This window comes from Paenibacillus nasutitermitis (assembly GCF_014641075.1).
GTDB lineage: Bacteria > Bacillota > Bacilli > Paenibacillales > Paenibacillaceae > Paenibacillus_Z > Paenibacillus_Z nasutitermitis.
Window position 1 is genome coordinate 559,846 of record NZ_BMHP01000003.1, and the last position, 13,576, is coordinate 573,421.

A 13,576-nucleotide genomic window follows, 5' to 3' on the forward strand; every position below is an offset into this window, starting at 1 on the left:
AAAAAGTAGAACGGATTTTCACTACCCATTAAAGTTTGCGGTTTTTCGGACGCAGCGCCCAGGAGGCGATGCCAAGCGCAGCATAGAAAAGCGGAAGAATAATATGGAATCCGTAATCGCCGTAATCGTTAGCGAACGCATGAGATAGGGCCGCACCCGTCATTAGAAAAAAGATACCGCTATAAGCCCATTCCTTAAGCCGGGGGAAACCTGGCATTACGATCGCAATGACTCCAAGCAATTTCCAAACTCCGAGAATGTTCGTGACATATAACGGGAAACCAATATCGGTCACTAGATCAACATTCCCCCCATATCGCATCAGTTGCCCGATACCGCTTAATGCAATTGAGAATGCGAGTATTATTGTGACCGTCCAATAAGCGCCCCTCCTTCCAATCGTACGGTATTCTACTTTCGCGATTTTTTCATTGCCGATGATCGCACTCATTTTCATTCCTCCATGATCTCGTTTACTTCTTAACAACAGGTATCCACATTTCCCCATATACGAAGCCGTCTCGCTGTCCCATCTCAACCGTTGCATTGGGTCCGCCAACATAGGCGAAATTTTTGGCTTCCAGCAAGACTTGACCAAAGGCAATGCCAGTAAGCATACTGCTCAACTCATCAGCCGTCTTCCCTTCGCCTTTAACGACGAGGTATTGTCCCTTCGGGAATTGAATCACTCTGTGTTCTTCCGGTACCGATGCTTCTGTCATGACGCCGGCATAATACATCCTCTTGTGATTTACCGCTTCGTTCACGGCAAAAATGTAGTCATTCGCAGCAATGGCCTTTAAAGCGCCAAGCCTTCCATCCTGCTCCACTGCCCGCCAGAAGTTTTCCTTCTCCTTGTTCATGCCGCCATAATCCGTGTAATCGCTCTTTAGCTCCGTCCCAATACCTAGAACGATAAAGCTGTCTTTTTCCTCAAGGGTATACGCTGCCATGATCAACACTCCTTTTTTTGAATGGATCAAATGATTTGTTTTTTCACTTGATGCGTTTATAATAACTATGAATCATGTCAAAATATGATACTGTTTAGAGGACCCTATGAAAAAAGTTGAACGGATTAACATCATTATGCGATACATCAATAACCGCGCTCACTTTACCATTTCTGAAATCATGCGAGAATTCAACATCTCTCGTTCGACGGCGATTAGAGATATCAGAGAAATTGAAGGGATGGGAATGCCGCTTGTCGCCGAAGTCGGGAGGGACGGGGGTTATTTTGTCATGAACAACTCCGTCCTACCCACTGTCCGCTTTACCGATAATGAGATTAAAGCTCTTTTTATTGCCTTTATGGCCACAAGAAATCAGCAACTCCCCTATCTCAAGAGCCGCCAATCTTTAGCGGAAAAATTACTCGGCCTCCTCTCGGAAAACCAGCAGGATGATCTTGTTCTGTTAAATCAAATTTTGCTGTTCGAAGGAACCAACCCCCATAATCCCGACCTGCTTGATCTGTCAGATCTGCCCCATCCTATGTTAGAACAACTCATTCAAATCCTTCTTATGGACAGCTATTTAGTGGCTTCCGTCGAAGAAGGAAGGGAAATAAAGTCTTATCCCATTTACCTCATGCATCTTTATCGTGAAAAAAGCTCATGGCAAATTGAAGGCTTTGACTTAGTGGAAGAAAAGAGGCGGATCATTCCTGTCGACAATCTCACCGATGTCAAACCATACCCTGAGAAAAAAAGAATAAGCAAGAAGAAGATTGTCGAACAACTAAGCAAGCAGGAAGAAGCCATCAACCTGGTCCTTGAACTCGGTCCAAAGGCGATTGCCCAGTTCAAAAAATACCGTCCATTACATATTTCCCTTTCATACACGAATCCTTATCAAACTACAGCTGTTCTAAAAACGTTCATTAATGTTCATCATGCTGAGAAATTGGCTGAAATGACAAATTGGCTGCTTTTCCTAGGTGGAGACATCAAGGTTAGGGAGATGCCGAAAGAGGTTTTGGAGGGTTTGCAGGAGAGGGTCGGTGTTTTAGGGTACAGTTGAAAAGCAGACTTGCGTTAGAAAAGACACCGCCAATTCGGCTTCGGCTAGGTTTCCGACGAAAATAAAGTTATTGACTGACGACGGTATTAAGTTAACAAGCAATTTAGCGAAACGATATCCTTCCACAGAATTAACATAAAAAATATGGCTTGACTTTGACACAGTGTCAACCTTTTAAGCTAAGGGGGAAAGGAGATGAAATATTCAAATGAAGGAAAATGAGCAAAGTGAGATTACGGTAAGCCACGAATGGAACACAATGAACGTTAACCGCCCACCGGTGACCGTCATCGGCTTAGGTATGATGGGGTCAGCTCTTGCCCAAACATTCCTAAAGGAAGGACATCAGACGACAGTCTGGAATCGGTCAGCCGGTAAAGCTGATGCGCTTATGGAGCAAGGGGCAAAGGTCGCCAGTACGGTGGCCGAAGCGATTGCGGCAAGTCCGCTGGTGGTGATCTGCGTGCTGGATTACGGAGCTGTGCACGCCATCCTCGAGCAGGCGGGCGAGATACTGGCCGACAGGGTGGTCGTAAACCTCACCAACGGAACGCAGGCACAGGCCCGCCAAACGGCCGCGTTCGCAGCCGGGTGGGGCGCCGAATATCTGGACGGCGGGATCATGGCTGTTCCACAGATGATCGGCAGCCCCGGAGCGCTTTTGCTGTACAGCGGTTCACAAAAGGCATTCCAAACTTACCGACCGACGTTGGAGGGACTCGGGGCCGTGACGTATCTTGGCGATGACCCCGGCTTGGCGCCTCTATACGATTTGGCGCTGCTGAGCGCCATGTACGGAATGTTTGGCGGCTTCTTCCACGCTGTTGCCATGGTCCGTTCGGAACAGTTCCAAGCGGAAGCGTTCACGTCGCTTGTGATTCCGTGGCTTCAGGCAATGACGGCTTCTTTGCCCGGGTTGGCACAGGCGGTTGATGCAGACCAACATCGAACGGACGTATCCAGTCTTATTATCAACCAGACGGGATTCGCAAACATCATCGACACTTGCCTGGAGCTTGGCGTCAGCCCCGAGCTTATGACGCCGATTCAAGGACTGATCAACCGCGGAGTCGCGGAAGGCTACGGCTCCGATGGCCTTTCAAGGTTAGTTGAGCTGATTCGGAAGCCGGTCTCGGCTTAACTGGTTGCACATGAGGAGGCAATTTCAAATGACAATAAACGGTCAATTTCAACAAACTAACAATAACAGGGAAGCTCAGACCTTGAACCGTGCACCGGTGACCGTGCTCGGCCTTGGTCCGATGGGACACGCGCTGGCCGGAGCTTTACTGAAGGCCGGACATCCAACAACCGTCTGGAACCGGTCGGCCGGCAAAGCCGATGCGCTTACTGCACAAGGAGCGATCCTCGCGGAAACCGTCACTGAAGCCGTCGCGGCAAGCCCGCTGACGATCGTTTGCGTGCTGGATTATGACGCCGTACATGCTATCGTCGGTCCGCTTGGTGACGCTCTGAGGGGACGCACCTTGGTGAATCTGACAGCCGACTCGCCAATTCGCGCACGCCAATCGGCCGAATGGGCAGCAGGGCACGGGATTGAATACCTCGACGGGGCGATCATGACTCCGACAACTTCGATCGGCCAGAGTTCGGCCGTCGTCCTGTACAGCGGATCGGAGGCCGTCTATCAAGCCCATCGGCAGACCTTTGCAAGCATCGGCGGTACTTCCGTGCACCTTGGAGAGGACCCGGGACGGGCTGCGGCATACGATGTGTCGCTTCTGGATATTTTCTGGACGTCCATGAGCGGTTATATTCATGCCCTCACCTTGGCGAAGGCGGAGAACATAAGCGCGAAAGAACTTCTTCCATTCGCTCAGGGCATTAGCAGCATTCTGCCGGATATCATGGCCGCACTTGCCGAGCAAGTCGATAACGGGCAATACCCGGGAAACGGCTCCAACCTCTTATCGGCAGCTACGAGTATGGAGCATATTATTGATACCGCACATGCCCATGGCATCGATACTAGAGTACTGATTGCAGCTAACGATATCGCCAAGCATGCGATTGACGCCGGCCACGGCACGGACGGATTTGCCCTTCTGACCGAAGTGCTTCGAAAGAAACACGGTTAAGTCTAAAAGGCAACATCGGCATCAGTCCGAACCTAAAGGAAAAGCCCAGTCCATCTTGTGGACCGGGCTTTTCCTTTAACCTTTTGCCACTAATGAAGTTTTGCTTGTATGTTCGGCAGAGCCGCCCGCCGTACTCATTAGCGCCCGCTGGACTCTCATTTGTTCAATGCGTTGATCCAACCGCTGCTGTACGGCAGTCAGCGATTGAATTTGTTGGAAGATTTCTACGCGTTTTTCCACGTAGGCCTCAAGCATTTCCTCACAGAAACCATCGCTGTCGGTAGAAGCGTCGTAATCGTCATGGCAATTCAAAATTTCAACAATTTCCTTCGTCGACATCCCGAGCTCCAAATAAATCTGGATCGTTTTGATCCGCTTAACGTCGGCGTCGTCGAATTCCCGATAATCATTATCTAAACGTCTTGCAGTCAGCAGCTTTTTCTTTTCGTAATATCTGATCGATCTGGCGCTGACACCCGTCGCTTTGGAAAGCTGACTTATTTTCATGGGATCGCCCCTTTCAATGAGATGTTACAATTCTTATTATTATTGTATCATCCCCTTACATAAAATAAAGCGGTAGTCTAGGTCTATATTTTCCGGTTAATATTCGATCGGTGTATCTGCCTATGGCCTCGGAAATGAATCCTTTTACGATCTCCATAGCCTTTGTTTTTGCAGAAGATAGAGGCTGCTGCAGAAATGCAGATTATAATAAAAATACACCAAATTCAAAATAATCTGTGTTAGACCTGGTCAATCAGGTTAATGGATAGAATTAGAATATCCCTTCTGTTAGGCATGAAGATAAATACTGCAACTTCAAACAAGCTCCTGTCATGAACATCATACAACAAGGGATGGTGCATAAGTTTATGAAGAAAAAAGTGGCTTTATCTAGTCTCATTACCGCTACTGCTGCTTCTTTGATGTTCGCTCCTTCGTCTGATGCCGCATCAACAGAGCAAGCCGTACAATTTCAAATGGATCAATTAACATATTCCAATGAATCGGTTAAACACTTGTTGGCTACAGCCCCCTTCGAGCTGCACGGTCATGTCATGGTACCCTTGCGTGAAATGGCTCTCTCGCTCGGATCAAATGTAACGTGGGATCAAACGAATCCAACGACAACTTTATCAGGGCCAGCGTTTGGAGAAATTAAACTTACCATAGACTCAAACATAGCCCTTAATGCCCAAGGAGAACAAATACAGCTTCCGGAACGTGTAAAACTGGAGAAAGGCAGTGTGTTTGTACCTCTTAGAAGTGTGGCTGTTCTTATGAAGGCTCAACTTAAGTGGGAGCCTTCTTCTCGCACGGTTACGGTTTCGCAGCATTCAGATTCTGCCGATCGTATTCATGTAAATTATGATTTTAATAAAGATAAGCAGGGTTGGAATGGCGGCTTCTCAGATTTGCCGGTTGACTACAATCCGGATATCTACGAACTGGAACATACGAGAGAGCTCATTCCTCTCACAGATCAACACGAACCAAAATACGGTTTGAAACTGTCAGGTGTCAACCGAAGTGACGATTTATTTATGTTCCTATCCCGAGATGTAGGCGGTCTCATACCAAATACCACCTACGACGTAAAGATGAATTTTGCCATGTATACAGAACAGAAAGCTGGGTTAGGCGGGGTTGGTGGAGCGCCGGCTGAATCTGTCTATGTGAAGGCAGGCATTGTGAATAAAGAACCGAAAGCGGTAAAAGTGAATACAGCAGGAAACCCGTATTATCGGATGAACGTAGACATCGGAGAACAATCGAACAGCGGAGAGGACGCAAAGGTAATTGGTAATATTGCGAAGCCGGATCCCGATAAAGAGGGATTCCAGCGAGTGGACTTTGAATATAGCGCAACAGTAACGTCCAATGCACATGGCAAGATTTATCTGTTAATTGGTACCGACTCCGGGTTTGAAGGCTTATCCACATTGTATTACAGTGATATACAAGTTACTGCGACACCGAAATGATGCTCTGTGACCAGAATCAAGTAGGAGGGGCGGCCAGAGTCCAGCGATTTTTTGCCCGCTCCTCTCGAGGTAAAGCAAATCAGGAAGGATAGAATCTCCAGCAACACACTCATCATGTAACGCATCTCTTCATCAAGACATTATTCGCTAGACCATCCTCATTGATCCGTTCAACACATTCATTCACAGACAATACATTCGTTTCTACATCCACTTCAGAATGAATAGGCTCCTCATACGGGGAATCCATTCAAATTAATTGATTCATATGCCCCTTCTCCTCCTCTATTCAATCATTCCATAGTGCTGCCGCTAGTCCGTCCGCTGCGTCCGTCCTCTTTTCCCCTAGGAAAGTGCCCAGCTCGATGGTAAAATTAAACAAAGATAATGATGGGTATAACGTTAAACTAAAGACATCGAGCGTTATCGATTCCGAAAGCCGGTTTGAAGCCGGTCATATCTTACTGTACGGGAGGGTCTATGGTTAAACTTAAGGATATTGCGGAACGGGCTGGCGTTTCCATGATGACGGTGACGCATGCCCTGCGCGGAACGGGCCGCATGTCGGCTGATACCCGCCGTTTGATCCGTGAAATCGCCGACGAGCTTCATTACTTGCCGAACGAAGTGGCACGCGGCCTGCGCAGGCGAGAGACGAAGACCATCGCCTTTATCGTGCGTCATCTGAGCAACCCCCATTTTGCCTTGATGGCGGAAGCGGTTGAGGAGGTTGCCTGGAGGGCAGGCTACCGCGTCTACCTGTGTCAGTCGAGCGACCGGCTGGAACGGGAGGCGGAATATGTCCGCACAGCTATTTCATCCAAGGTCGACGGAATTGTGATGACCCCGGCACAGGAGGCGGACAATCGGCATCTGCATTTGCTGCGTAAGCTGGGTATTCCCTATGTGACCATCGGCCACCGTCCCGATCCGGACAGTTTTCCGGGAGACCATGTCGCCACGGACAATCGGCAAAAGGCGGCCGAGCTAGCAGCTCATATGTTTCGGCAAGGCCACCGGCACATCGTCGTTGCCGAAAACCGGGACAACTCCGTCACCTCGCAGCGGACGGACGGCTTTGTGGAGGAACTGCTCCGCGTTGGTTGCTTTGACGAAACCCTGCGAATACGGGAGCAGAACGGACAAAAGCTGATAGAGGAGATTTTGGAGCGAGGAAGGCCCTATCCAACGGCGATGCTACTGACGCATCAATTCGTTGCGATCGAAGCCATCGAAGAGCTCCGCCGCCGCGGTATGCAGGTTCCCGACCATTTGGCGCTCGCCTGCTTTGACGACTTTCCGCTGCTGGCCCGGATTCAGCCGCTGCTGACGGTGATGTCCCAGGATTCGGCGCGGATGGGCTCATTCGCTATGGAGCTGCTGCTGAAACGCATTCGCGAAGGCATCCCATCCACCTTCGAGACGGTCGTCGTACCAGCGGAATTGACGGTTCGCCAATCCTGCCGCTTTCCAAGCCAGGAGCTGCAAGCAGACAAGGAGGGTCTATAATGGTGCGCACGTTGTTGAAGCCGCATATAAAGATTCTGCTCGATAACCTGCTGCCGTTTTTGATTATTATTGTGTTGTCGTCCGGGGTCGGCTATATCATCTATCAGAAAACTTCCTCCGTTCTGGAAAATGAAACCAAGCAATCGAATCAGGTGCTGCTTAGCCAAAGCATGAAAGCGGTCGACAGCCAGCTCCGTTCGCTGGACGGCATTTTGCAGAAAATCGCCGAGGAGCCGGGCATTCAAAATTTGAACCGGCTAAACGATCCGTTCCAAAGCGAGAATCTGCTCAAGGTGCTCAGAGCGAAGAAACAGTTGCAGGATTATTGGACAACGAATGACTACGTGCTCGATTTTTTTCTTTTTTTTCCTGGCAACGGGCTTGTTCTGAACAACAATATCATTGGGATCATGTCCAAGTTCCCGCAGATCTTTTCTTATCCTGAGGACAAGGCATTTTTAGACAAGCTTTTGGAGAACTACTATTTCCGTCAAACGATTCCAGCCTCTAAGGTTGTTCTGGAGAACAGAGCATACTCGGCGTTGACCTACCTGGAATCGTTCGGTTATCGGGATTATTCCAGCGGAACGGCACTTATCCTGCTGCGGGAGGACAAGATCCAGCAGCTCCTGCGCGGGCTTAATATCGGGAACGGCTGGGCGTATATTGCCGATCCCGACGGACGGTTGCTGATGAGCCTGCAGGGAGACGGGGCGAAGTCTGCCGTCCACCCTCTGTCACTGCCTTCTTCCGACGGGGTGCGAAAGGAGAAGATCGGCGGAGAGGAGATGATGATCACTTACGTGACTTCTTCCTATAATGGCTGGGTATATGTCGCGGCCCAGCCGAAGGCGATCGTGCTGAACAAGATTGTCTACATCAAAGAAGTCAGCATCACGATTCTGGTTCTGTTCATGATCGCGGCGGCGCTCATTGCGCTGCAGTTTGCCTACCGCAGCAGCAAGCCGGTTCAAGGGCTGATGAATGCCGTCGCAAAGCATGCCCCGGACTCGCTTCGCATGAAAGGCAATGCGCTGGGAGCCATTCAGCGGGCCGTCTCCAGCCTGATCGATACCCATCAGGAAATGGAGGTGCGGATGAGACAACAGCTGCCGCTGCTGAGGTCATCGTTCTTCGATCGGTTGCTGCGCGGGCAATTTGCCTCCGAAGCCGAGATCAAGGCGCTCCTGGACGAGCTGAAGCTGGACTGGGGAGAAGGGGGCTTCAGCCTGTCGGCGCTGCTGACGCTGTCTACGGAATACGAAGAGAACGACCCGACGGATGTCGGCAGGCTGAATGAAAAGAAAGCGATCGTGCGCGAGTACTTGCAGCACGAATCAGAGCCGTTCTGCTACGCGCACGAGACAGACGACGCCCAGCTGGCGCTGCTGTTTCATTTCGACGAGGAGGATGAGCGAATGCTCGCCGAACGGGCGGATCGGCTGCTGCGCCGGGTGCAGCAGGAGCTGAAGGAGGAATTCAACATCCGCACGCTCCTTTCGGCAGGAAGCTTCTGCCGGCAGCGCAAGGAGCTTGCCCGGTCCTTTCGGGAGGCGCAACGGGCTGCGGCCATCGGCAGGGACAGCGGCGTCCTGTGGCATCAGGAAACGCCCCTTCCGAACCATGTGTATTATTATCCCGATAATGCCGAGGCAAGGTTGTTCCATCTGGTCAAATCGAGCAACGAGGAAGAACTGGAGCTGTTGCTCGACGAGCTGGATCGGGAAAACTTTGAAAGCCGCGAATTGCCGAGGTATTTGCTGCAGGTGTTTGTGATGGATTTCGCGGGCAGCTTGATCAAGCTTACGGAGTCGGCCGAGGTGATCGGTCTGGAAGGACTGAGCACAGACCTGGCCCGCGAGGAATGGAGCAGCAATCCGAAACAGCAATTCCGAGCGCTGTGCCGGCTGCTTCTTCGCAGCTGCCGTCTGACCCGAGAGCGCAAGCAGCAACGGCAGCAGCAGGATTTCGAACAATACCTGCGCTGTGTCGATGAGCATTATACCGATCCGCAAATGTCCCTGACGTATTTGGCGGAGCGCTTCAATGTGACCGAAACCTATATGTCCCGAAGGTTCAAGGAATACGCGGGAATCAATTTCTTCGAGTATCTGGAGAGGAAACGAATCAAAGGCTCCAAGCTTCTGCTCACGGAGAAGAAGCTGACCGTCGGGGAGATCGCCGTATCCGTCGGTTATCATTCCGCCAACACGTTCGGCAGGGCTTTCAAGCGTGTCACCGGCCTTACGCCCAATGCCTACCGCGAGCAAAATGGCGCTTGATGCATGGTCTGATGCAATATTTAAAGCGCTTGCAATTCTTGCATTCCACCCCCGTGATCAAGAATTGCAGGCTTTGCCGAAACATCCTCTTTACCGCAGCCGCTCTTGCCGGCTATAGTTGGCCCAAGTCCTGGCCAGGCAAGAAAGCGAACGACAGAGGGGTGAGCATCACGTCCATCAAAAGCGTACTACGAGGCTGGCAACTGTATACACTGCTGTTGCTGCCTCTGGCGTACCTAATTGTTTTTCGGTATTTTCCACTGTACGGCGCCCAGATCGCCTTCAAAAACTACAACCTTATCAAAGGCATCTCAGGCAGTGAATGGGTTGGCTTGAAGTATTTCAATCAGTTTTTTCATTCGTACGAGTTTTGGCGAATCATGAAGAACACGCTGGGCCTCAGTCTCTACCATCTTATTGTCAGCTTTCCGTTTCCAATCATTCTGGCGCTCAGCCTGAATTACGTCGCCAACGCCCGCTTTAAAAATCTGGTTCAAATGGTAACCTATGCGCCCCACTTCATCTCCGTTGTCGTCATGGTCGGCATCATCCTGCAGTTTCTCTCCCCGAAGACCGGCCCGATCGGCGCTCTGCTGGGTCTGCTGGGAGTGGACGCGCAGCTGCCGAATTTGATGGGAGAGCCGTCGGCCTTTAAAAGCATTTACGTCTGGTCGGATATTTGGCAGCATACGGGATTCTCCTGCATCATCTATCTGGCTGCCCTGTCGGCAATCGATCCGGCCCTGCACGAGGCGGCGGTCATGGACGGAGCGAGCAAGCTGAAGCGAATGTGGCATATCGATTTGCCCGGTATATTGCCGATGGCAATGATTCTGCTGATTTTGGAGACGGGACGGGTGTTCGATCTGGGCTTCGAAAAAGTGCTGCTGATGCAGAATCCGCTGAACATGAGAACGTCGGAAATTATTGATACCTACGTATACAACATGGGTCTGAAATCCATGATTCCGAACTTTTCCTATGCTTCCGCCATCGGGCTGTTCAAAAATGTACTCGCTTTCATTCTGATTATGACTGTCAACCGAATCTCGAAAAAGGCGGGGCAAACAAGCCTGTGGTAGCAAGGGGGAGGGAAGACGATGGAATTCGCAAAGATGAAAAACGCTAAGGGAGACCGCGCGTTCAGCTTCATTGTTTACCTGTATTTGTCCATCATATTGGTCATCGTGTTGTATCCGATTATTTTTATCCTCAGCTCGTCCTTCAGCGCGAAGGATGCGGTAACGGCGGGTGAGGTGATCCTGTTTCCGGTCGGTTTCAGTCTGGAGGGTTATAAGGCCGTCCTTGACGAGCCCCAGTTTCTGCATGCGTATTTGAGATCTGTCGGTTACACAGTCGTCGGCACTCTCATCAATGTTGTCATTACGGTTCTGGCCGCTTATCCGCTGGCGCGAAAGGATCTGAAGGGACGAGGACTGCTTATGCTGGTGTTCGCCTTCACGATGTTTTTTAACGGCGGCTTGATCCCGACCTATCTGGTGGTCAAGGGGGCCGGCCTGCTCAATTCGCCCTGGGCGCTTTGGCTGCCGGCGGCGTTGAGCATCTGGAACATGATTATCACCCGAACTTACTTTCAGACCACGATTCCGCATGATCTGCTGGAGGCGGCGCAGATGGACGGCTGCAACGACTACACCTTCCTGTGGAAAATCGTGCTCCCGCTGTCGGTACCGATCATTGCCGTCATCTCACTGTTTTATGCCGTCGAGCACTGGAACCAATATTTCAGTGCGCTGCTGTACTTGAACAAACCGAATCTGTATCCGCTGCAGCTGGTGCTGAGGGAAATTCTGGTGCGCAGTCAGATGAGCGCAGATTTTATGGGCGAAACGGCAGACTCGGCAAAGATGCTCGGTCTTGCGGAGCTGCTCAAATACTGTCTGATCGTCGTATCGACCTTGCCGATGATGATTGTCTATCCGTTTGTGCAGCGCTTCTTTGTTAAGGGCGTCATGATCGGCGCTCTGAAAGGCTAGTTTGTCAAACTTATTCCATGGGAGGAAAAAGATGAAAAATACGCTCGCTCTTTCGCTTGCGGTCGCTGTGGCGGCCATGATTACGGCTTGCTCGAACGGAGACTCCGGGACGGCTTCGGTGAATTCCGAGAGCGCCAATACGGAAACTGAAGCAGCAGGCACTTTTCCGTTGTCGAAAGAAAAGACAACGCTCAAGGTGCTGGCCGTACAAAGTCCTTATGTGCAGGATTACGAGACAAACGAATTCACGAAATATTACGAGGATTTGACCGATGTTCACGTGGAATGGAAGTTCGCTCCGCCGCAGGAAGCCCAGGAAAAGCTGAATTTGGCGCTGTCCAGCGGGGACCTGCCGGATGTGATCGTCGGCTTCGGCGTCAACTCAGCCCAGCAGATGGTGTACGGCCAGCAGGGCATCTTCCTGCCGCTGAACGATTTGATTGACAAATATGGCGTGGAGACAAAAAAGCTGTTCGAAAAGTACCCCGAGGTCAAGCAGACCATTACGGCGCCGGACGGCAATATATACTCTCTCAGCGGCATCGACCGCAATCCGCATACGATGGCGCCGCAGAAAATGTGGATTTATGAGCCGTGGCTGAAGAAGCTGAATCTTGAGATGCCGACGACGACCGATGAATTCGAAAACGTGCTGAAAGCATTTAAGACGATGGACCCGAACGGCAACGGCAAAAAGGATGAAATTCCGATGTCCGGCGGGGTGCAGGACAACATGACGAATGTCGACAGCTTCCTGATGAACTCGTTTATCTTGCATAAATTGACTTCCAACGAGCTTCTGTTCGACGAGAACGGCAAGATCGACGCCGACTTCACCAAAGACGGCTACAAGGAAGGACTGGCCTACCTGCACAAGCTGTACGCGGAAGGCCTGATCGACAACGAAGCGTTCACGCAAAACAACAGCCAGCTCAAAGCGCAGGTCGAGAACGGAGACCCGACGATCGGCGTCGTCTCCTCCTCTTCGTTTGCACAGTTCACCGATGTGAGCAAGGACCGCTGGAAGGACTTTGTCGCGGTTCCGCCGCTGAAGGGGCCGTCGGGGCTGCAGCAGACACCGTATTTGTATTATAGCAACAACGGCGGGAATCTCCTGATCACGAGCGGTGCCAAAAATCCGGAACTGGCCTTCCGTTGGGGCGACGCCCTGTTCAGCGAGGATATCTCGCTGAGAGCGAATATCGGCACGGAAGGCGTCGGCTGGAAGAAGCCGGAGGAAGGCGCCAGCGGCTTGAACGGCGGGCCGGCCACCTGGGTTCGCTTGATCGGCTTCGGCACGCTGCAGAACAACTCCTGGATGCAGACGGCGCCGTATCACTTCTCGAAGGAAATGTTCGAGGGCCTTGCCGCGGATGAGGTTTCGGTGCCGCGCAAGCTCTATGACGCGACTGTGAACAACTATGAGCCTTACAAGAGCTCCAAGGAACAGGAGGTTCCCCCGATCTTCTTCAACGAAGCGCAGGCGGCGGAGCTGACCATGCTTCAGAAGACGATCATGGACTATGTGGATGAGAGCACGACCCGCTTTATCATCGGCGACTTGTCGCTGGACAAAGATTGGAACACCTACATCTCGACGCTTGGCGGCATGAATTTGAAGCGGTATCTGGAGATTTACAACGAAGCATATACCGCCCAGTACAAGAAGTAAAAAC

General features: G+C 51.1%; 12 protein-coding genes. 9 read left to right on the forward strand and 3 right to left on the reverse strand.

The window, feature by feature from the left end:
• Positions 1 to 28: 28 nt before the first annotated feature.
• Together IEY46_RS21500 and IEY46_RS21505 are read right to left on the reverse strand one after the other, a co-directional pair.
• Positions 29 to 451, reverse strand: coding sequence for a DoxX family protein (locus tag IEY46_RS21500; protein WP_188994877.1), 423 nt, complete (start codon positions 449 to 451; stop codon positions 29 to 31).
• Between the two features lie 22 nt (positions 452 to 473).
• Positions 474 to 953 (reverse strand): GyrI-like domain-containing protein, encoded by a 480-nt coding sequence (locus tag IEY46_RS21505; protein ID WP_188994879.1) that lies wholly within the window; start codon positions 951 to 953, stop codon positions 474 to 476.
• Positions 954 to 1,059: 106 nt separating this feature from the next.
• Here IEY46_RS21505 and IEY46_RS21510 point away from each other — a divergent pair, with 106 nt between their 5' ends.
• The 3 genes from IEY46_RS21510 (at position 1,060) to IEY46_RS21520 (ending at position 4,124) form a co-directional block, all read left to right on the forward strand.
• On the forward strand, positions 1,060 to 2,025 hold the full coding sequence (locus IEY46_RS21510; protein WP_188994881.1) for a helix-turn-helix transcriptional regulator: 966 nt from the start codon (positions 1,060 to 1,062) through the stop codon (positions 2,023 to 2,025).
• Positions 2,026 to 2,233: 208 nt separating this feature from the next.
• The gene (locus IEY46_RS21515; RefSeq protein WP_188994883.1) at positions 2,234 to 3,166 is read left to right on the forward strand and encodes an NAD(P)-dependent oxidoreductase; all 933 of its coding nucleotides are present in this window, start codon (positions 2,234 to 2,236) and stop codon (positions 3,164 to 3,166) included.
• A gap of 28 nt (positions 3,167 to 3,194) precedes the next feature.
• Positions 3,195 to 4,124: an NAD(P)-dependent oxidoreductase gene (locus tag IEY46_RS21520; protein WP_188994885.1), complete on the forward strand. Its 930-nt coding sequence runs from the start codon at positions 3,195 to 3,197 to the stop codon at positions 4,122 to 4,124.
• Between the two features lie 75 nt (positions 4,125 to 4,199).
• On the opposite strand, the gene IEY46_RS21525 is transcribed toward IEY46_RS21520, so the two are convergent.
• Positions 4,200 to 4,631, reverse strand: a complete 432-nt coding sequence (locus tag IEY46_RS21525; RefSeq protein ID WP_188994887.1) for a MerR family transcriptional regulator — start codon at positions 4,629 to 4,631, stop codon at positions 4,200 to 4,202.
• Between the two features lie 368 nt (positions 4,632 to 4,999).
• On the opposite strand from IEY46_RS21525, the gene IEY46_RS21530 reads away from it, so the two are divergent.
• From IEY46_RS21530 to IEY46_RS21555, 6 genes are all read left to right on the forward strand, one after another.
• Complete coding sequence (locus IEY46_RS21530) at positions 5,000 to 6,112, forward strand: copper amine oxidase N-terminal domain-containing protein (RefSeq protein ID WP_229750447.1); 1,113 nt, start codon at positions 5,000 to 5,002, stop codon at positions 6,110 to 6,112.
• Between the two features lie 480 nt (positions 6,113 to 6,592).
• On the forward strand, positions 6,593 to 7,621 hold the full coding sequence (locus IEY46_RS21535; RefSeq protein WP_188994891.1) for a LacI family DNA-binding transcriptional regulator: 1,029 nt from the start codon (positions 6,593 to 6,595) through the stop codon (positions 7,619 to 7,621).
• A complete protein-coding gene (locus IEY46_RS21540; RefSeq protein ID WP_188994892.1) occupies positions 7,621 to 9,903 on the forward strand; it encodes a helix-turn-helix domain-containing protein in 2,283 nt (760 codons plus the stop codon). The genes IEY46_RS21535 and IEY46_RS21540 overlap by 1 nt, the downstream gene beginning before the upstream one ends.
• A gap of 11 nt (positions 9,904 to 9,914) precedes the next feature.
• The gene (locus IEY46_RS21545; protein WP_229750448.1) at positions 9,915 to 10,985 is read left to right on the forward strand and encodes an ABC transporter permease; all 1,071 of its coding nucleotides are present in this window, start codon (positions 9,915 to 9,917) and stop codon (positions 10,983 to 10,985) included.
• 18 nt (positions 10,986 to 11,003) lie between these two features.
• Positions 11,004 to 11,900 carry a carbohydrate ABC transporter permease gene (locus IEY46_RS21550; protein ID WP_188994894.1) on the forward strand — a complete coding sequence of 299 codons (897 nt, stop codon included), beginning with the start codon at positions 11,004 to 11,006 and terminating at the stop codon, positions 11,898 to 11,900.
• Between the two features lie 31 nt (positions 11,901 to 11,931).
• Positions 11,932 to 13,572 (forward strand): ABC transporter substrate-binding protein, encoded by a 1,641-nt coding sequence (locus IEY46_RS21555; protein ID WP_188994896.1) that lies wholly within the window; start codon positions 11,932 to 11,934, stop codon positions 13,570 to 13,572.
• The last annotated feature ends 4 nt before the right edge of the window (positions 13,573 to 13,576 follow it).